Source organism: Streptomyces sp. NPDC088707 (assembly GCF_044752725.1).
Classification (GTDB): domain Bacteria; phylum Actinomycetota; class Actinomycetes; order Streptomycetales; family Streptomycetaceae; genus Streptomyces.
The window spans coordinates 137,585-156,689 of record NZ_JBIVLV010000011.1; the positions used below are offsets into that span (position 1 = coordinate 137,585).

At 73.6% G+C, this 19,105-nt stretch carries 15 protein-coding genes; 6 read left to right on the plus strand and 9 right to left on the minus strand.

The annotated features are described in order from the left end of the window. Positions 1-65: 65 nt before the first annotated feature. On the plus strand, positions 66-1,187 hold the full coding sequence (locus ACIP84_RS29755) for a hypothetical protein (RefSeq protein WP_401801922.1): 1,122 nt from the start codon (positions 66-68) through the stop codon (positions 1,185-1,187). Between the two features lie 117 nt (positions 1,188-1,304). Here the strand turns inward: ACIP84_RS29755 and ACIP84_RS29760 are convergent, their stop codons facing one another. Genes ACIP84_RS29760 through ACIP84_RS29770 form a run of 3 tightly spaced genes read right to left on the minus strand, consistent with a single transcriptional unit; the run spans position 1,305 to position 4,233 of the window. Continuing rightward, entirely contained in the window at positions 1,305-2,150 is an 846-nt protein-coding gene (locus ACIP84_RS29760) for an ABC transporter ATP-binding protein (RefSeq protein WP_401801924.1), read from the minus strand. Then, positions 2,147-3,232, minus strand: a complete 1,086-nt coding sequence (locus tag ACIP84_RS29765; RefSeq protein ID WP_401801927.1) for a FecCD family ABC transporter permease — start codon at positions 3,230-3,232, stop codon at positions 2,147-2,149. The genes ACIP84_RS29760 and ACIP84_RS29765 overlap by 4 nt, the downstream gene beginning before the upstream one ends. Next, positions 3,229-4,233, minus strand: coding sequence for a FecCD family ABC transporter permease (locus ACIP84_RS29770; RefSeq protein WP_401801930.1), 1,005 nt, complete (start codon positions 4,231-4,233; stop codon positions 3,229-3,231). The genes ACIP84_RS29765 and ACIP84_RS29770 overlap by 4 nt, the downstream gene beginning before the upstream one ends. Before the next feature lie 132 nt (positions 4,234-4,365). On the opposite strand from ACIP84_RS29770, the gene ACIP84_RS29775 reads away from it, so the two are divergent. After that, complete coding sequence (locus ACIP84_RS29775; protein WP_355963822.1) at positions 4,366-4,998, plus strand: HAD family hydrolase; 633 nt, start codon at positions 4,366-4,368, stop codon at positions 4,996-4,998. 9 nt (positions 4,999-5,007) lie between these two features. Here ACIP84_RS29775 and ACIP84_RS29780 read toward each other — a convergent pair whose 3' ends face one another. Next, complete coding sequence (locus ACIP84_RS29780; protein WP_198955923.1) at positions 5,008-5,286, minus strand: hypothetical protein; 279 nt, start codon at positions 5,284-5,286, stop codon at positions 5,008-5,010. A gap of 138 nt (positions 5,287-5,424) precedes the next feature. Here ACIP84_RS29780 and ACIP84_RS29785 point away from each other — a divergent pair, with 138 nt between their 5' ends. Beyond that, positions 5,425-5,808 (plus strand): cold-shock protein, encoded by a 384-nt coding sequence (locus tag ACIP84_RS29785; protein ID WP_015035334.1) that lies wholly within the window; start codon positions 5,425-5,427, stop codon positions 5,806-5,808. A 12-nt stretch (positions 5,809-5,820) separates the two neighbouring features. Here the strand turns inward: ACIP84_RS29785 and ACIP84_RS29790 are convergent, their stop codons facing one another. The 4 genes from ACIP84_RS29790 to ACIP84_RS29805 form a co-directional block, all read right to left on the minus strand. Next, on the minus strand, positions 5,821-6,675 hold the full coding sequence (locus ACIP84_RS29790; RefSeq protein ID WP_401801933.1) for a 1,4-dihydroxy-6-naphthoate synthase: 855 nt from the start codon (positions 6,673-6,675) through the stop codon (positions 5,821-5,823). Then, positions 6,672-7,445: a futalosine hydrolase gene (locus tag ACIP84_RS29795; protein WP_401801935.1), complete on the minus strand. Its 774-nt coding sequence runs from the start codon at positions 7,443-7,445 to the stop codon at positions 6,672-6,674. Before ACIP84_RS29795 ends, ACIP84_RS29790 begins: the two co-directional genes overlap by 4 nt. A gap of 7 nt (positions 7,446-7,452) precedes the next feature. Then, positions 7,453-7,932 carry a DUF2771 domain-containing protein gene (locus ACIP84_RS29800; protein ID WP_401801937.1) on the minus strand — a complete coding sequence of 160 codons (480 nt, stop codon included), beginning with the start codon at positions 7,930-7,932 and terminating at the stop codon, positions 7,453-7,455. Positions 7,933-8,116: 184 nt separating this feature from the next. Beyond that, positions 8,117-9,496 carry an MFS transporter gene (locus ACIP84_RS29805; protein ID WP_355963816.1) on the minus strand — a complete coding sequence of 460 codons (1,380 nt, stop codon included), beginning with the start codon at positions 9,494-9,496 and terminating at the stop codon, positions 8,117-8,119. A 437-nt stretch (positions 9,497-9,933) separates the two neighbouring features. On the opposite strand from ACIP84_RS29805, the gene ACIP84_RS29810 reads away from it, so the two are divergent. From ACIP84_RS29810 to ACIP84_RS29820, 3 genes are all read left to right on the plus strand, one after another. Beyond that, positions 9,934-10,863 carry a DUF3027 domain-containing protein gene (locus tag ACIP84_RS29810; protein ID WP_355963815.1) on the plus strand — a complete coding sequence of 310 codons (930 nt, stop codon included), beginning with the start codon at positions 9,934-9,936 and terminating at the stop codon, positions 10,861-10,863. 536 nt (positions 10,864-11,399) lie between these two features. After that, on the plus strand, positions 11,400-14,546 hold the full coding sequence (locus ACIP84_RS29815) for a sacsin N-terminal ATP-binding-like domain-containing protein (protein ID WP_355963814.1): 3,147 nt from the start codon (positions 11,400-11,402) through the stop codon (positions 14,544-14,546). A 1,185-nt stretch (positions 14,547-15,731) separates the two neighbouring features. Continuing rightward, positions 15,732-16,622 carry a hypothetical protein gene (locus ACIP84_RS29820; RefSeq protein ID WP_401801939.1) on the plus strand — a complete coding sequence of 297 codons (891 nt, stop codon included), beginning with the start codon at positions 15,732-15,734 and terminating at the stop codon, positions 16,620-16,622. A 14-nt stretch (positions 16,623-16,636) separates the two neighbouring features. Here the strand turns inward: ACIP84_RS29820 and ACIP84_RS29825 are convergent, their stop codons facing one another. Further along, a complete protein-coding gene (locus ACIP84_RS29825) occupies positions 16,637-19,045 on the minus strand; it encodes an HAD-IC family P-type ATPase (protein ID WP_401801941.1) in 2,409 nt (802 codons plus the stop codon). Between the last annotated feature and the right edge of the window lie 60 nt (positions 19,046-19,105).

The following is a 19,105-nucleotide window of genomic DNA, read 5'->3' on the forward strand; positions in this document are numbered from 1 at the left end:
ACGTTAGCCGCTGCGCAGGCGCTAACGTCGGGCCGTACCGGGCGAACCGGCCGTGGAGGGGCACCGTGGGGATCGAGAGCGACCAGTTGGTCTACGACTATCTGAGCCGGGTCGGCGATCTGGCCCAGCAGCGCCAGCTGCCGGCGAGCGACCGGATGCGGCTGGTGTCCACCCTCCGCAACGAGATCGACCGCCGCCGCGCCACGCACGGCGAGGAGAGCCCGGCGGCGATACGGGGCATCCTCGGCGCGCTGGGAACCCCGGACGAGGTGGTGGAACGGGCGGAGGGCCCGGGCGCGGCGCCGCCGTCGGCCCCGGCGGCGCCTCCGGCAGCGGCGAAGAAGCCGGCGGGCGAGCCCGTGCCGAAGCCTCGCGCGGGGGAGCGGACGCCGAAGAGCGAGGGCAAGCCCGAGAGGAAGCGCCTCCCGTGGGTGCCGGGCAGCCGCCGGTCCCGCGAGGCAGCGGCCCCGGCGGCGGTGCCGAAGCCGACTCCCGCCCCGGACGCCGCGGTCGCCGACACCCCCGACACCACCGGCACCCTCGGCCTGGCCGGAGCCGGAGCCGGTTCCGACCTCGGTACGGACTGGTGGCAGGTCGACGCCGCCGACGGCCTCCCCGGCTTCGTGGGCGGCGTCGAGCGGCCGGACCTGTTCAGGGAACCCGTCGCCGAGGACGACGAGGACGAGGACGACGAGGACCGCGAGGGCGCCGGAGACGAACCGGACCCGTCCTCCGGGAAGCGCCGCCGCCTCGCCCGTGTCCTCCTCCGCCGCAAGCGGCCGGCCCCCGGGGCGGAGCCGGATGCGGACGCGGACACCGGGCCCGAAGCGGCCCCGGGCTCCCGGCTCCGCCTCGCCAACCCCTTCGTCCTGCTCGCCGCGCTCCTCCTGCTCGGCGGTGCGCTCTTCGGCTCCCTCGTCGCCCTGGCCGCGGGCTGGCTCATCGCGTACGCCTCCCGCCGGCTGACCCCCGGTGAGGTCAAGGGCGCCGTCCTGGTGATCCCGGGCCTGGCCGCTGCCTCCGGCATGGCCTGGCTGTGGGGCCGGGTGGAGGGCCGTTGGGGCGAGCCGGTGGCCGCGGGCGGCGAGGCGATGGGCGCGGCGATCTCGGAGACCTGGCCCTGGGTCCTCCGGGGCGCGGCGGTCGCGTCCGCCCTGTTCCTGCTGTGGAGGTCCAGGAGGCACTGACCGGGGGCCTGGCTCGGGCACTGACCGGGAGTCTGGCTCAGGCACCGACCGGGTGGGCCCGGCTCGGTCACCGACCGGGAGCCCGGCTCAGGCACCGACCGGGGTGGGCTGCCCGGTTCAGCCGGCGCGCACCTCGGCACCGTCCTCCAGGCCCGCGCCCGCGTCCGCATCGGCATCCGCATGCCACGGCGCCCCCGGCACCACCAGCGGCGACCCCGTCACCGGGTCCGGGACCACGACCGACGCGAGCCCGAAGACGTCCCGCACGAGCTCCTCCGTCACGATCTCCCCCGGCGGCCCCTCCGCCACCACCCGGCCCGCCTTCATGGCGATCAGGTGGTCGGCGTACCGGGCCGCCTGGTTCAGGTCGTGGAGGACGAGGACGACCGTCCGGCCGCGCAGCCGGTTGAGGCGGCGGACCAGGTCGAGGACCTCCACCTGGTGGGAGATGTCCAGATAGGTGGTGGGCTCGTCGAGGAGCAGCAGGTCCGTCTCCTGGGCGAGGGCCATCGCGATCCACACCCGCTGCCGCTGCCCGCCCGACAGCTCGTCCACGGAGCGGTCGGCGAGCGCGGCCACGTCCGTGCGGTCCATCGCCTCGACGACCGCCCGCTCGTCCTCCTCCGACCACTGCCTCCACCAGGCCTGGTGCGGCTGGCGGCCGCGGGAGACCAGGTCGGCGACGGTGATCGCCTCCGGCGCGACCGGCGTCTGCGGAAGCAGCCCGATGGAGCGGGCGATCCGCTTCGTCGGGAGCTTCGCCAGCTCCTCCCCGTCGAGGAGGACCGCGCCGCCCGCCGGCTTGAGGAGCCGGCCGAGCGCCCGGAGGGTGGTCGACTTGCCGCAGGCGTTGGGTCCGACGATCACGGTCACCTCGCCGTCGGGGATCGCCAGGTCGAGCTCGTGGACGACGGTGCGGTCCTCGTAGGCGAGCGTCAGCTCGCGCGCGGTCAGCCTGCTCACGCCTTGCCTCCTGCGGATGCGGTACGGCTCCGGACGATGAGCCAGATCAGGTACGGGGCGCCGACGGCCGCCGTGAGGACGCCCACCGGTAGTTCGATCGGCGACAGGAGCCGCCGGCCGAGCAGGTCGGCGAGGACGACCACCGCGGCGCCGGTCAGCGCCGAGGCGAGCAGCGGGATCTGCGCCGTACGGGTCATCCGGCGGGCGATCTGCGGCGCGAGCAGCGCCACGAAGTCGACCGGGCCCGCGACGCCCGTCGCCACGGACGCGAGCACGACCCCCACCGCGACGAGCCCCAGCCGGACCCGCCCGAGCCGTACGCCGAGCGCCGTCGCCGTGTCGTCGTCGAGGGAGACGGTCCGCTGGGCGCGGGCCGCCCACAGCACGGCCGGCAGCATGAGCAGCAGCGTCCAGCGGATCGGCGCGGACTCGTCCCAGCCGCGCCCGTTGAGCGAGCCGGTCATCCAGATCTGCGCCTGCTGGGCGACGAGGAAGTCGCCCTTGGTCATGAAGAGGGTGGTGAGCGACCGCAGGGCGATCGCGAACCCGATGCCGATGAGGACGAACCGCGTCGCGTGCAGCCCGCCGCGCCACGCGAACACGTACACGAGCGCCGCGGCGACGACCCCGCCGGCGATCGAGAGGTACGGCAGCACGGTGTACGAGGTGAGCCCGAAGGTCATCGCGGCGACGGTGACCGCCCCCGCGCCCTGGCTGATGCCGATGATGTCGGGACTGGCCAGCGGATTGCGGGCCACGGTCTGGATCAGCGCGCCCGCCACCCCGAACGCGGCGCCGACGGCGAGGGCGACGACGAGCCGCGGCTCCCGCAGCTCCGCCACGACGAACGTCGACGGCGACGACTCCCCGAGGAGGATCCGTACGACCTCGGAGGGGGCGACGAACCGCTCACCGACACAGAGGTACGCCACGGAGGCCGCGGCCAGGAGCAGCAGCAGGCCCACGGTGACGACTGCGGACCGCCGGTGCACCAGGAACGAGGCGCGCCCGGCGCGCACGAGCCCGTACCCGGCGGGCCTCAGCGTGCCCTTCGCGGGCCGCACGGGGGACAGGGTGCTCACGCCGCCACCGCCTTGCGGCGGACGAGCATCACCAGGAACGGCACCCCGATCAGCGCCGTCATCACCCCGGCCGGCACCTCGCCCGGCGGGAACACGATCCGCCCGGCGACGTCCGCCACGAGCAGCATCACGGGTCCGATGACCGCGGCCATCGGCAGCACCCACCGGTGGTCGGAGCCGACGACGGCCCGCGCGATGTGCGGGACGGCGAGGCCGACGAAGGCGACCGGCCCGGCGGCCGCCACGCCCGCGCCGGTGAGGACGGTCGCGCCGATCCCGCCGACGATCCGCACGGTCGCGACCCGCTGCCCGAGTCCCTTGGCGACGTCCTCGCCGAGCGCGAGCGCGTCGAGTCCGCGCGCCACGGAGACGACGAGGACCGCGCCGAGCAGCAGGAAGGGCCAGATCTGGCCGACGATCTGGGCGTCCCGCCCGTCGAGGGAGCCGATCTGCCAGAACCGGAACTCGTCGAGCGCGGAGGCCTTGGTGGTGAGGATGCCGGTGGTGACGGAGAGCAGCAGCGCGTTGATCGCGGCCCCGCCGAGCGCCAGCTTCACCGGGGTCGCCCCGCCGCGCCCGCTGGACGCGATGGCGTGGACGGCGACCGCGGCGAGCGCGGCGCCGGCGAAGGCGAACCACACGTACCCGGTGAGCGAGTGCACCCCGAAGAAGGCGATCGCGAGGACGACGCCCACCGAGGAGCCCTGGCTGATGCCGAGGATGCCGGGGTCGGCGATCGGGTTGCGGGTGATGCCCTGGAGGGCGGTACCGGCGAGCGCGAGCGCCGCGCCGACCATCAGGCCGATGACGGTCCTGGGCACCCGGAGCTGCCGCACGACCTCGGCGTCGGGACTCGTACTGCCGTGCAGCAGGGCGTCGAACACCGTGGACGGGGCGATGGGCCGGGCGCCGACGGCGAGGCTCAGGAGCACGGCGAGGAGCAGGGCGACGAGAGCCGCCGAGGTCGCGAGGACCCGTCTGGAACGGAAAGCGGCTGGCATCAGGACCCATCGGGTGGTGCGGGGAGCGGGTGGCGCGGGTTCGGTCGGGTGAGGCTCGGCTCAGTGTAAGCAGCAGCCATATGCGAGCACCCGGGCCGTAGGTCCCCCGGAAGGCTCCCCGAGAATGGCGGTATGACGCGCTCCACGGACAACGCCTCCGCCCCGCTCACCGTCGGCTTCGACCTCGACCTGACGCTGGTCGACACCCGCCCCGGCATCAAGGCCGCCTGGGAGGCGTTCTCCGCCGAGTCCGGTGTCCCCGTCGACGCGGACCTCGTCGTCAACCGCCTCGGCCCGCCCCTGGAGCACGAGATGGCCCACTGGGTCCCCGCGGACCAGGTCACCGAGATGGTGGCCCGCTACCGCGCGCTCTACCCGGCGTACGCGATCGAGCCCTCGGCGCCGATGCCGGGCGCGAGGGACGCGATCCAGGCCGTACGCGAAGCGGGCGGCCGCACCATCGTCGTCACCGCGAAGAACGGCCCGCACGCCGAGCTGCACCTCGCGCACCTCGGCATCGAGCCCGACGCGCTCGTCGGCGGCCTGTGGGCCGAGGGCAAGGCCGAGGCCCTGCGCGCCCACGGCGCCCAGGTGTACGTCGGCGACCACATCGGCGACGTCCGCGGCGCCGCCACGGCCGGCGCCCTCTCGGTGGCCGTCGCCACCGGCCCCTGCGCCCCCGGGGAACTCGCGGAGGCCGGCGCCGACGTCGTCCTCACGGACCTGACGGACTTCCGCGCCTGGTGGGAGGGGTACCTGGCCTGAACGAGGGCGCTATCCGGCCCGAACCGGCGAGGCCGCACCCTCCCGCGCCTGCCGCCGCTGAGCCGCGATCGAGCGCAGCACTCCGGCGGCGGCGACGGCGAATCCGACGCCCATGAGCATGGAGACGGTGTACGCGACCGTGGGGAACGGGTCCGTCCCCAAGAACAGCGGAGCCACGGTGACCAGCGTCGCCACCGCGCCGATGGCGAAGAGGATGACACCGGCCTTGACGAGGCCGTCACCCGGAGCGCTGTCGTTCGCCTGTGCGGCAGGGGTTTCACTACGCATCCGGCCAGGGTAGTTCCCAGGCCGAAGGAACACATCGGCGACGTCTTGTCACCGGCCTCCGGACCATTAGCCTGGTCCCGGCGGGTCGGTCGACCCGCTGTTTGCTATCCCCCGACGAGGACGAGGACGAGGACAGACGTGCCTACCGGCAAGGTCAAATGGTTCAACAGCGAGAAGGGCTTCGGCTTTCTCTCCCGCGACGACGGCGGCGACGTCTTCGTCCACTCGTCGGTACTCCCTGCCGGAGTCGACGCACTGAAGCCGGGGCAGCGGGTCGAGTTCGGAGTCGTCGCAGGCCAGCGCGGCGACCAGGCACTGTCCGTCACGATCCTCGATCCGACGCCGTCCGTCGCCGCGGCGCAGCGCCGTAAGCCCGACGAACTGGCGTCCATCGTGCAGGACCTGACGACGCTCCTGGAGAACATCACGCCGATGCTGGAGCGCGGCCGCTACCCCGACAAGGCGCAGGGCGCCAAGATCGCGGGTCTGCTGCGCGCGGTCGCGGACCAGCTGGACGTCTGAGTTCGTCGCCCGCTACGGGAAGGCGAGCGCGTCCGGGCCGAGGGGCGGTACGAGTCCCTCGGCCGCGGCGCGGGTGAGCAGTCCGCGGACCGCCGCGTACCCGTGCTCGCCGAGGTCGGCCGTGAACTCGTTCACGTAGAGCCCGATGTGCTGGTCGGCGACCTTCGGGTCCATCTCCTGCGCGTGCTCCATGACGTACGGGCGGGAGACCGCCGGATCGTCCCAGGCCATCCGCACCGACGTACGGGCCGCCTCGGCGAGCCGCCGCAGGGTCTGCGCACCGAGGGAGCGGCGGGCGACGATCGCGCCGAGCGGGATCGGCAGACCGGTCGTGGACTCCCAGTGCTCGCCCATGTCGGCGAGGCGGTACAGCCCGTAGTCCTTGTACGTGAAGCGGGCCTCGTGGATGACGAGCCCGGCGTCGACCTTGCCGTCGCGCACGGCGGGCATGATCTCGTGGAACGGCATCACGACGACGTTCCCGACCCCGCCCGGCACCTTCTCCGCCGCCCAGAGCCGGAACAGCAGATACGCGGTGGAGCGCTCGCTCGGCACCGCCACCGTCTTCCCCGCGAGGTCCGCGCCGGTCGCGTCCTCCCGGGTGAGGACGAGCGGCCCGCAGCCCCGGCCGAGGGCGCCGCCGCAGGGCAGCAGCGCGTACTCGTCGAGGATCCAGGGCAGCACGGCGTACGACACCTTGAGGACGTCGTGGCCGTCGGTGCCGCTCTCGGCCCACCCGTTGGTGATGTCGATGTCGGCGAAGGTCACGTCGAGCCGCGGGGCGTCCGGGACGCGGCCGTGGGCCCAGGCGTCGAAGACGAAGGTGTCGTTCGGGCAGGGCGAGTAGGCGATCTTCAGCTTGGTCACGACGGCTCCAGCTCCAGGAAGACGGTCTTGCTGAGCAGATCGGAGGTGTGCCGGAGCGCGTGCAGGGCCTCGCCGATGCGCCAGGCGGCGCGGTCGCGGGGGCCGACGGCGTTCGACACGGCCCGGATCTCGACCACGGGCGCGCCGTAGGCGGCGGCGGCCTCGGCGACACCGAAGCCCTCCATGGCCTCGGCGGCGGCCCCGGGATGACGCCCGGCCAGTTCGGCGGCGCGGTCGGCGGTTCCGGTGACGGTGGAGACGGTGAGCACGGGTCCGACGGTGTGCGTTCGGCCGGCGGCCTCCAGGACGGCGGCGATGCGGCCGGTCAGGGCCTCCGGCACGGGGTGGACGGACCGCCCGAAGCCGAGCTCGTCGACGGTGAGGTACCCGTCGGGGGTCTGGGCGCCGAGGTCGGCGGCGACGACGGCCGAGGAGACGACGACGGACCCGAGGGGCGCGAGGGGCTGGAACCCGCCGGCGATCCCGGCGGAGACGACGAGACCGTAGGAGGTGCCGGAGCCGGTACTGGAACCGGTGCCGGTGAGCGCCGCGTACGCGAGCGCGGTCCCGGTCGAGGCGCCGACGGCGGCGGGTCCGACCCCGCCGACGAGTACGTCGATCAGTACGCGATCGTCCGGCGCGTCCGTGTGCCGACGCAGGACGAGACCCCCCGGCAGCGGAAGCAGCTCGGGGGCGCCGAGGCCGAGGCCGGCGGAGACGGAGTCCGCCTCCGCCGCAACGGCCGTCACGATCAGGATCCGGTGGACCACCGGAGGATCAGGATTCCTTCTTCAGCTGGAAGTGCCAGACACCGGTCAGCTTCTTGCCGGTGTTCTCGACGATGGTCACCTGCGAGTTGTCGGTGGCCTCGCCGGTCTGGCTGGAGAAGAAGGCGCTGGCCGGAATGGTCCGGTACGTCTTCTTGTACGGCTCGGGCTCGGCCTGCTGGCCGCCGAGGAAGATGGTCCAGCCGTTGTCCGCGATCTCGGGGTCGACCCCGAAGCGGATCTTGTCGTCCATCGCCACGGTGATGGACTTCTCGGCCTTCTTGTTGAGGCACTGCTGGATCTGTGACTCCTTGATGGCGTCGCCGTCGTTGTAGCAGGCGGCCTCGGAGTGGATCGAGTCGGACCCGACCGTCACGGTCGCGATCGGAGTCGGCTTGTCGCAGGCGGAGAGAACGAGGAGCCCGGCGGAGACGGCCCCGAGGGCGACGGCGGCCCGGCGGCGCGAGCCGGAGAAGAACGCAACGGTCATGAGCCGAAGGCTATCGGGCCGCCGCGCCCGCGCCACGCGGGGGTACGGCGTGCCGCTGTCCGGTACCGGAACGAGGGCGGCGGAGGAGCGCGCAGGTGGCGGCGGGGGAGCACGCAGGGAGCGGGGACGAAGCGGCGGGGAAGCGGCGGGCAAGCGGTGCGGAAGCGGCCGGTGCACGCGATCCCTACGCCACCCGCGTCTTCGACCGGCCCTTCGGCCCCGGCCTCCGCCGGGCCTCCGCGAGCAGCCCCCGTACGGCGAGGAGCGCACCCGTGGCCAGGATTCCGGCCGCGACGGCCATCCCCAGGGCCCCGTTCAGCGGCAGGGCGATGCCGATCCCGCCGCCCACCACCCACGCCATCTGCAGCGCCGTCTCGGAGCGCGCGAACGCGGACGTCCGTACGGCCTCCGGCACGTCCCGCTGGATCAACGCGTCAAGGGACAGCTTCGACAAGGCCTGGGTGAGGCCCGCGACCGCGCCCAGGACGGCCACCATCAGCCCGCCGAAGAAGATCGCCGTACAGATCGCCGTGGCGCAGACCACGCTGATCATCGTGGCGATGATCACTTCCGGCCCTTGCCCGCGGTCCCGGAGAAGCGAGCCCATCGCCGTACCGCAGGCGTTCCCCACCCCGGCCGCCACGCCCACGATCCCCAGCGAGACGGCGGCGCTCTGCCCCGACAGCGGATGCTCGCGCAGCAGGAACGCCAGGAAGAAGATCAGGAAACCCGACAGCATCCGCTGCGCCGCGTTCGCCTGCAGACCGTGCAGGACCGAAGGCCCCACCGTCCGCAGACTCGGCTTCCGCTCGCCGTGGGTCAGCAGATGCGCCCGCCGCTCACCCTTCGCCGAGTCCACCTTGGGCGGCATCCGCAGCGCCCAGAACGCCCCGAGCAGGAACAGCGCGCACGCCCCGTACAGCGGATAGCGCGGCCCGAGCACCTGGAGCCCCGCGCCGATGGGCGCGGCGACACCGGTCGCGAGCAGCCCGGCCAGGGTGACCCGGGAGTTCGCCTTCACCAGCGAGAAGTTCGGTGGCAGCAGCCGGGGCACGACCGCACTGCGCACCACCCCGTACGCCTTCGAGGCCACCAGGACCCCGAGCGCCGCCGGATACAGCTCGACGCCGCCGGTGACGACCGCCGCCGACATCATGATCGCGAGGACCGCCCGGGTCAGCATCGCGCCGGCCATCGCGGCCCGCCGCCCGTGCGGGATGCGGTCGAGGAGCGGGCCGATCACCGGAGCGAGCAGGGTGAAGGGCGCCATCGTGACGGCGAGGTAGAGGGCGACGCGGCCGCGCGCCTCGTCGGTGGGGACGGAGAAGAAGACGGTGGAGGCGAGCGCGACGGTGATCATGACATCGCCGGCGCCGTTCACCGCGTGCAGCTCGATCAGCTTCCCGAGCCCCGACTCGCCCGCGCCATGGGCGTGCGTGGCCTTGCGGATGCCCTTCGCGGTCCCCGTGAACGGCAGGTGCAGGGCGCGACCGACCTTCCGGCCCGCTCGGCGGAGCGGCCCGGCATGATCTTCGGATCGTGCGGGGGACCGTGCGGCTGCCACTCCGTCATAGTGCCCCACCGGCGCGCCGGACGAACCGTGGCGCGGCGGGGGACGGCGACTTCGGGCGATGTCATCGGCCGCGTCAGGGGCGGCAGGAGGGGGGCGTGGGCCGCCTTCGCACCCTCCCGTCCACCCCCGGAACAGCGCTCCGGCCCCTCCCCGGACGTCCGCGATCCGGGCCACTTGGGGCGGGCAGGTGGGCTGAGGCCCGTGAACGGGGTAGCGTGCGTAGCGCGTCACCGGCGGAAGCTCTCGGCCGCGCGCCTCTTCGGCATCCCGCAGAATGGATGGCGATAGGTGTGCCCGAGACACGCGAGACAGGTCGGGTGCGCGGACGTCGATGCGGCCCACAGGTCCGCTCCGCCCGCCGCCCGTGGCTTCGCTCCCGCCCCTCGGCCGGCGCACCCGTGAGACGGCGTAGGAGAGAAGCGAGACCTGTGAGTGCTGCGACGACGCGAAGCGGTACCCCGCGTACCCCGCGAGCCACGCGTATCCCCGACCGCCTGTGTGCCGAGGCCGTAGACCTTGCGCGGGAGGCTGCCGAGGAGGCGGCCTTCCCCGGCATCGTCGGCGCCCACGTCGAAGTGATCGCCGAGGGTGACCGGGTCGTCACCCACTACTTCGAGTCCAAGGAACCCGGCTACCGCGGCTGGCGCTGGGCGGTGACGGTCACCCGCGCCTCCCGCGCCAAGAACGTCACGCTTGACGAAACCGTCCTGCTGCCCGGGTCCGACGCCCTCCTCGCCCCCGAGTGGGTGCCGTGGAGCGAGCGGCTGCGACCCGGCGACATGGGCCCCGGCGACCTCCTGCCGACCGAGGCGGACGACCTGCGCCTGGAGCCCGGCTACACGGGCGAGGACGCGCCGCCGCCGAACTCCGTGGTGTCGGAGGAGCTGGCGGACCACCTCGACGTCGAGGACGCCGAGATCGTCACCCGTACCCCTTCGCGGGGCGCGATCGCCGCGGTTGCCGAGGAGCTCGGCATGCGCCGGGCCAGGGTCCTCTCCCGGTACGGGCTCCACCTGGCCGCGGACCGCTGGGAGGAGTCCTTCGGCGCCGGCACGCCGATGGCCCAGGCGGCTCCGGCCACCTGCGAGTCCTGCGCGTTCCTGGTGCCGCTGGCCGGCTCCCTGAAGCAGACCTTCGGCATCTGCGCCAACGAGTTCGCCCCGGCGGACGGGCGGGTCGTGTCCCTCGCGTACGGCTGCGGGGGCCACTCGGAGGCCGCGATCATGCCGAAGCCGCCGCGGCCGGCGCCGCCGGTCCTGGACTCGATGGGCGCGGACGCCTTCCCCCTCCGCCCGGCGAAGGACTCCGGCTCGACGACAGAACCGGACGCCACCTCGGAAGACCTGGGCCACTCGTAACCCGACGGCCCCGGACTCCACGCCCCACGGGCCGATTCCCCACCCGACCCCGGCCGGCCTCCGCCGCTGACCGGGGTCGTGGCACCGCCGATCCCGGCCCCTCCCGCGTCCGCACCCTCCCCCAGACTCCGTCCGGGGGGACCCCCGGGCCCTGCGGGACGATTGCCCACACGACGGGCGAGGGTGCGGGCGCGGCCCCGGGAGACCGGCGGCCCCCCGGGGGCGAAGGCTCGTGACCGGGCGAGGGCACCGCCGGGGCCCGGGGGGCGATGGCCCGCGACAGGGCCGGGTCACCGCCCGGGCGAGCGGGGCCCGCGTCGGCGCCCGGCCAAAGGGAGGCTCGTGGTGACCGGAAGTCGCGCCGTGACGCGCCGCCCCCACGCACCCCGGACCCACGCACACACCCCCGCACGCCCCCACCCCCGACCGCGCCCCGGCAAAAGCCCCGCCCCCGAGCGCGGTACCTTCGGGCCCCAGGTCCAAGGGCTCACACCCTCGCCCCCGGCCCGGGTCCCGCACCATCACCGCCCCGCAGAGTGGAGTCAGACGTGAGCGTCAGCGTCCGGACGACGACCGACGGAACCGATCCCTTCGGCACCGCCCGGCTGCGGCGGGGTGTGCTCGACGCCTGGGGTGCGTCCCCCGCCCGGTTCCGGGAGGACGCCAACGCCGAGGAGGACCTCGCCCTCGGCGGCTACCGCGACCGCCTCGTCGTCGAACTCGCCCAGAACGCCGCCGACGCCGCCCACCGCGCCGGCGTCCCCGGCCGCCTCAGGCTCACCCTGCACCCCGCGGACCCCGAGGGCCCCGCCGTCCTCGCCGCCGCCAACACCGGCGCCGCACTGGACGCCACCGGCGTCGAGTCCCTGTCGACCCTCCGCGCCTCCGCCAAGCGCGAGCAGCAGGCCCACGGCGCGGTCGGCCGGTTCGGCGTCGGATTCGCCGCCGTCCTCGCCGTCACCGACGAGCCCGCCGTCCTCGGCCGCCACGGCGGCGTCCGCTGGTCCCTCGCCGAAGCCCGCGAACTCGCCGCCGACTCCGCCCGGTACAGCCCCGGCCTCGGCGACGAACTGCGCCGCCGCGACGGCCACGTACCCCTGCTCCGGCTCCCGCTGCCCGCCGAGGGAACCGCCCCCGACGGCTACGACACCGTCGTCGTCCTCCCGCTCCGCGACACCGCCGCCCTCGACCTCGCCGAGCGGCTCCTCGCCTCCGTCGACGACGCGCTCCTCCTCACCCTTCCGGGGCTCGCGGAGATCGTCGTGGAGACCCCGGAAGGGGTACGGACCCTCCGCCGCTCCGAGGACGACGGATACGTGCAGATCACCGACTCCGCCACCGGAACCCACCGCTGGCGGACCGTCTCCCACGGCGGCCCCCTCGACGCCGAACTCCTCAAGGACCGCCCGGTCGAGGAGCGCCTGCGCCCCCACTGGGCCGTCACCTGGGCCGTACCCGTGGACCCGGAGGGAGCCCCGCGCTACCCGCGTACGACCCCGGTCGTGCACGCCCCCACACCCACCGACGAACCCCTCGGCATCCCCGCGCTCCTCATCGCCTCCCTGCCCCTGGACACCGCGCGGCGGCACCCGGCGCCCGGCCGGCTCACCGACTTCCTGGTGCAGCGCGCCGCCGACGCGTACGCCGAACTCCTCGCCGAGTGGCAGCCGGTGACGACCGCCACGCTCGACCTCGTCCCCGGCCCGCTCGGCAAGGGCCCCCTCGACGGGGCCCTGCGCGAGGCGATCCTGGACCGGCTGCCGAGGGTCGCGTTCCTGGCACCCGCCGCCCCCACCGAGGAACTCCCCGCCCTCCGCCCCATCGAGGCCGAGGTCGCGGAGGGCGCGGGCGCCGACACGGTCGAGGTCCTCGCCGAGGTGTTCCCGACCCTGCTCCCCGCCGGTCTGGAGCGCCGCCCCGAACTCCGGACCCTCGGCGTCGGCCGCGTGCCCCTGACCGAGGCGATCGACCGCCTCGCCGGGGTGGACCGCCCCCCGACGTGGTGGTGGCGCCTGTACGACTCCCTCGCCGGCGTCGACCCGGACCGCCTGTCCGGCCTCCCGGTGCCGCTCGCGGAAACCGCCGAGGGGGCCCGGATCCGTACGGCGATCGGCCCCCGCCAGGTCCTCCTGCCCCAGGACAGGACCCCCGCCGAGCTGACCCGGCTCGGCCTGAAGGTCGCCCACCCCGAGGCCGCCCACCCGCTCCTGGAGAAGCTGGGCGCCCTGCCCGCCACGCCCCGCGCGGTCCTGACGACCCCGCAGGTACGGGCGGCGGTCGCGGCCTCCCTCGACGCGGGCGAGATCTGGGACGAGGACGCCGACACCCTCGACGCGGACGAACTCGTCGAGACCGTCCTCGCCCTGGTCCGGGACGCGGAACTCGACCCGGGCGACGAGCCCTGGCTGGGCGCGCTGGCACTGCCCGACGAGGACGGCGAACTCTCCCCCGCGGGCGAGCTGGTGATGCCGGGCTCGGCGTTCGCCGCCGTCATGCGCGAGGACGAACTGGCCTACGTCGACGGCGAACTGGCCGCCCGCTGGGGCGAACAGCCCCTCGCCGCCTGCGGAGTGCTGGCCACCTTCGCCCTGGTCCGCGCCACCGACCTGCTCCTCGACCCGGACGAGGTCGAGCCGCGCGAGGGCGACTACCCGGAGCCGGACGACGCGGGGCTCCTGGACGCGGTCGACGTGTGGTGCGAGGACGTCCTCGACCGGCTGCCGGAGACGCCGGTGCCGCCGGTGGCGACGGAGATCGTGGCCGTACGGGACCTGGACCTGGTCGACGACGACGCCTGGCCGCAGGCGCTGGCCCTGCTGGCGCAGCCCCCGCTCCGCGACGCCCTCACCCAGCCCGTACGGATCCTCCTGCCGGACGGCACGACGGAGACGGTGCGCTCGTACACGGCGTGGTGGCTCCGCGACCACCCCGTCCTGGACGGCCGCCGACCGGCGGGCCTGCGCGCGGCGGGCACGGACCCGCTCCTGATCGGTCTGTACGACTCCGCCGACGCGACCGGCTTCGAGGACGAGCAGGTCCTGCGGGCCCTGGGGGTCCGCACGTCGGTGGCGGCGCTGCTCGACGAGCCGGGCGGGGCGGCGGAACTCCTCACACGCCTCGCGGACCCCTCCCGCGAGGTCACGGACGCCCAGCTCCACGCGCTGTACACGGCCCTCGCCGACCTGGACCCGGAGCAGGTGACCCTGCCGGACGAACTGCGCGCGGTGGTGGACGGCGAGGTGGTCGTGGTGGACGCGGCGGAGGCGATGGTGGCGGACGCGCCGGACCTGCTGCCGCTGACGGGCGGGGTGCCGCTGCTGCCGGTGTCCCCGGCGCGGGCGGCGGACCTGGCGGAGCTGTTCCAGGTGAGGCGGCTGAGCGAGGCGGTCGAGGCGGAGGTGGCGACGGTGGGCGAGGAGCACGAGGTGCCGGACTCGGTCCGCACGCTCCTGGGCCCGACGACCCCCACGACGTACGTCGAACACGAGGAACTCCGGGCGGCGGACACGGAACTCGACTGGCGCCGCACGGCGGACGGCGTGGTCCACGCCTCCACCCTGGAGGGCGTGGCGGCGGGCCTGGCCTGGTCGGCGGGCCAGTGGCCGCGCCGCTTCGAGGTCGCGGCCCTGCTGGAGGACCCGTCGAGGACGGCGGAACTGGCGAGGGACCGCTGGTTCGACTGAGGTCAGCGGGGGTGGGGTTCTGGGGGTGGGGGTGTCGAGTGGGCTTCTGGTGCGGCCGCCCTCTTTCCGAGTGTGGCGGCCTCCACCACCGCGTCAAGGGCGCCTCCGGCGTCGCTGCGCGATGGGCTGCGCCCACCCTTGACCCGGCGGCGGAGGCCGCCTTTTCACACTCGGAGGGCGGCCGGGGGGCGTGGCCACGCGGGGCTTCGGGTAGTGGCCGGGCGTCGCTTGCGTCTGCTGGTCGGTGGGTGGGGGCTTGGTTTGTGGCGGGGCGGGGTGGGCTTCTGTCCGGTGGGTTCTGGGTGCGCGGTTGTTGAATGGGGCGGCCCGGCTCGGCTTGGCGAGTCGCGGTAGCCGGTTGGCTGGGACTCAGGCCCCGCTGGTCACTCCCGGTGGGTGGTGAGGAGCGGTCGGCGTGAGTTTCTTGCACTTTCATCGCCCGATAAGGGCGATTCGCCCCTTGTGGGGCTTATTCCGGGGGGTGTTACTCGGAGTAGTGCGCAGTTGTCCACGCCCCCACCCACCGGCAGTGACCAGCGGGGCCTGAAGCCCCACCACGTGCGACCGAGACTCGCTAAGCCGTGCCGAGCCGCCCCATTCAACAACCGCGCACCCCGAACCCACCGACGGAAGCCCACTCACCCCGGCCGCAAACCAAGCCCCCACCCACCGACCGGCACACGCACGTGGCGAGCACTACTGCCCGAAGCCCGGCGTGGACCCGGTCCCCTGGACCGCCCTCCGAGAGTGTTTTCGCTCCTGGAGGTGGTGGGTCAAGGGTGGAGCGCAGCGGAATCGGCGAAGCCGACGCGACGAAGGAGCGCCCTTGACGCACCACCGGAAGGAGCGACTCTCGGAAAGAGGGCGGTCCCACCAGAAGCCCATACACCCGGCCCACCCCGAGACCCTTGTTCTGGAGGGGCGGGCGCTCTGGCCGGGGCGTGGGTCCCCACGTCTCGGTTCTGCTCGACCCCCTGCAATTAACGGGAGAGGACTGCCAAACCAACCCCTCCCGCTCCCCAACTCCCTTGGCCACACGATTGGGTGAAGGAGTGTCCGGATGGCGAACAGGTGGCGAGTGGGTGCGGTACGGTCGGCCTCGTAACAGCGGCATATGACAAATCAGCCCCCGACAGGACTGGCATCCTGGCGAGGGCCTGACCAAGTAGGAAGTACCGCTTCCCCATGGCTGATCCGCAGTCTAGCGCGGCCCCGTCCGCGCAGTCCGTCCCGTTCGCGATTCCCGCCGACGCGCCTTCCTCCGGGGTGATCCGCGTACGGCACCGGCACACCGACCGGTTCACGGTCGTCGGGAACCACCTCGTCCGGCATCCCCGCCTCTCGGCCGTCGCGATCGGGCTCGGCGTGTACATCCAGTCGCTCCCCGACGGCGCCGACGTCACCGTCAGGACGCTCACCCTGCGGTTCCGCGAGGGCGAGATCACCATTCGACGGGCTCTCAACGAACTGGTGGCCGAGGGGTACCTGGAGCGTCGCCGTGTGCCGCTCGGCGGGGGACGGTTCGCCACCCGGACGTTGTCGTACGACAAGCCCGGGTGTGGGGCCCGGCGGCGCCGGACGCCCGCCGCCTCCGAGGACGTACAAGATCCGGAGCCCGCCCCGGCCGCCGAGCACACCGCCGCCCCGGAGTCCGCCCCCGCGGCCGCGCACGCCCCCGCCCCGGATCCCGCGCCACCTCAGTCGTCCGTGCTCCACAGCCCCGCCGCCGACATCCTCACCCGCCTCCGGACCGTCGACTCCCGGTTATTGCTCTCCTGGCGGGACGTCCTGCGGCTCGCCCCGTCTGTCGAGGAGTGGCTGGCCAGGTCGGCGAGCCCCGCGCAGGTGCTCCGCACGCTCACGGCCGCCCTCCCGCCCGCGCATGTGCCCATCCACCATCCGGGCCGGTTCGTCGAGTTCCGGCTCTCCGCGCTCCTGCCGCCTCCGCTGGCCGCCGTACCGCCGCCGTCGGTGACCGACGGGCCCGCACCGCTCGTGAACTGCGACGGATGCGACCGCGCCTTCCGCAGTCACGACCCGGATGCCGGCTGTGCCGACTGCCGGGCCGCCGCCTGAGCCCTCGCTCGGCCCTACGCCGGGAACCTCCGGTCCACCCAGCGCCATGCGACCTCCAGGAGCAGCCCGCCCGCCCCCGCGATCGCCACCGCTGCCCACGGCAGTGTCGTGCCCACCAGCTTCAGGGCGAAGAAGTCCTGGAGCCAGGGGACGACCAGGACCAGGAGGAACGCGCCTCCCATCGCGGTGACCAGGGCGAGGCGCCACCACGTGTACGGGCGGGCGATGATCGCCAGGACCCACATCGAGACCAGGAAGAGGGTCAGGGTGGCCGCGCTCGTCTCCGCCTCCAGGGCGCCTTCGCCGCTGTAGTGGTGGCGGGCCAGGAGGTACGTCGTGAACGTGGCCGCCGCCGCGATGACGCCGCCCGGGATCGCGTACCGCATCACCCGGCGTACGAAGTTCGGCTTCGCCCGTTCCTTGTTGGGGGCGAGGGCCAGGAAGAAGGCCGGGACGCCGATCGTCAGGGTGGAGAGCAGGGTCAGGTGGCGGGGGAGGAAGGGGTACTCCACCTGCGAGCACACCACCAGGACCGCCAGGAGGACCGAGTAGACCGTCTTCGTCAGGAAGAGGGTGGCCACTCGGGTGATGTTGCCGATGACCCTCCGGCCCTCCGCCACCACCGACGGGAGTGTCGCGAAGCTGTTGTTCAGCAGGACGATCTGGGCCACCGCCCTCGTCGCCTCGGAGCCCGAGCCCATCGAGACGCCGATGTCCGCGTCCTTCAGGGCCAGGACGTCGTTCACGCCGTCGCCCGTCATCGCGACCGTGTGCCCGTGGGACTGCAGCGCCGCCACCATGTCCCGCTTCTGCTGCGGTGTGACCCGGCCGAAGACGGCGTTCTCGTCGAGGACCTTCGCCATCTCCTCCCGGTCGGTGGGGAGCGTGCGGGCGTCCACCGTGTTCGCCGCGCCCGGCATGTCGAGCTTTCCGGCCACCGCGCCGACCGAGACCGCGTTGTCGCCGGAGATGACCTTGGTGTCGACGTTCTGGTCGGCGAAGTACGCGAGGGTGTCCGCGGCGTCCGGGCGCAGCCGCTGCTCCAGGACGACCAGGGCCGTCGGGTGGGCGCCGGTCGCGACCTCGGGGGAGTCGAGTTCGTTCGCCGTCCGCGCCAGGAGCAGGACCCGCAGGCCCTGTTCGTTGAGGTGGTCGATCTCGGTGAGCGTCGGGTCCCCGGCGGGCAGGAGGACGTCCGGGGCGCCCAGCAGCCATGTCGAGTTCTCGCCGTTGCCCTCGCTGAACGCCGCCCCGCTGTACTTCCGCGCGGACGAGAACGGCAGCGCCTCCGTGCACCGCCACTCCACCGTGTCCGGGTAGGCGTCGATGATGGCCTGGAGGGAGGCGTTCGGGTGGGGGTCCGACTCGCCGAGCGCGCCGAGGACCTTGCGGACGTACGTCTCGTCCGCGCCGTCGAGGGGGCGGAGCTCCGTGACGTCCATGCCGCCCTCGGTCAGCGTGCCCGTCTTGTCCAGGCACACGACGTCCACGCGCGCGAGGCCCTCGATCGCCGGCAGTTCCTGGACGAGGCACTGCTTGCGCCCGAGACGGACGACTCCGATCGCGAAGGCGACCGAGGTGAGCAGGACGAGTCCCTCGGGGATCATCGGGACGATGCCGCCGACCGTGCGGGCGACCGCGTCCTTGAAGTTGTTGTCCTTGACGACGAGCTGGCTGACGACGAGCCCGATCGCGGTCGGGATCATCATCCACGTCACGTACTTGAGGATCGTGGAGATGCCCGTACGCAGTTCGGAGTGGACGAGCGTGAAGCGGGAGGCCTCTTCGGCGAGCTGTGCGGCGTAGGCCTCGCGGCCGACCTTGGTGGCGGTGAACGCGCCGCCGCCGGCGACGACGAACGAGCCCGACATCATCCGGTCGCCGGGCTTCTTGACGACGGGGTCGGCCTCGCCGGTGAGCAGGGATTCGTCGATCTCCAGGCTGTCGGCCTCCGCGACCTCGCCGTCGACGACGACCTTGTCGCCCGGTCCGAGTTCGATGAGGTCGCCGAGGACGATCTCGGAGGTGGAGAGTTCGGCGGCGACGCCGTCGCGCCGGACGGTGGGTTTCGCCTCGCCGATGACGGCGAGGCCGTCGAGGGTCTTCTTGGCGCGGAGTTCCTGGATGATGCCGATGCCGGTGTTCGCGATGATCACGAAGCCGAAGAGGCTGTCCTGGATGGGCGCGACGAAGAACATGATCACCCAGAGCACGCCGATGATGGCGTTGAAGCGGGTGAAGACGTTGCCGCGGACGATGTCCGTGGTCGAGCGGGAGCTCCGTACGGGGACGTCGTTGACCTCGCCGCGGGCGACGCGTTCGGCGACCTCTGCGGAGGTGAGTCCGGCGGGGCGGTGGACAACGGGCGGCCCCACCGCCTCGGCCTCGCTGCCGTCGGTGTCGATCTTCGCCCGCTGAGTCATGTTTTCGACGGTACGACCGGAATCGACCGTTCACCTGCCGAGAAGGGCGAAGATCAGACC

Bases quoted from the DNA above. Each gene is read 5' to 3' on its own strand.
- ACIP84_RS29780 (WP_198955923.1), bottom strand. From the start codon at position 5,286: ATGCGTAGTGAAACCCCTGCCGCACAGGCGAACGACAGCGCTCCGGGT.
- ACIP84_RS29775 (WP_355963822.1), top strand. From the start codon at position 4,366: ATGACGCGCTCCACGGACAACGCCTCCGCCCCGCTCACCGTCGGCTTC.
- ACIP84_RS29800 (WP_401801937.1), bottom strand. From the start codon at position 7,932: ATGACCGTTGCGTTCTTCTCCGGCTCGCGCCGCCGGGCCGCCGTCGCC.
- ACIP84_RS29825 (WP_401801941.1), bottom strand. From the start codon at position 19,045: ATGACTCAGCGGGCGAAGATCGACACCGACGGCAGCGAGGCCGAGGCG.
- ACIP84_RS29770 (WP_401801930.1), bottom strand. From the start codon at position 4,233: ATGCCAGCCGCTTTCCGTTCCAGACGGGTCCTCGCGACCTCGGCGGCT.
- ACIP84_RS29820 (WP_401801939.1), top strand. From the start codon at position 15,732: ATGGCTGATCCGCAGTCTAGCGCGGCCCCGTCCGCGCAGTCCGTCCCG.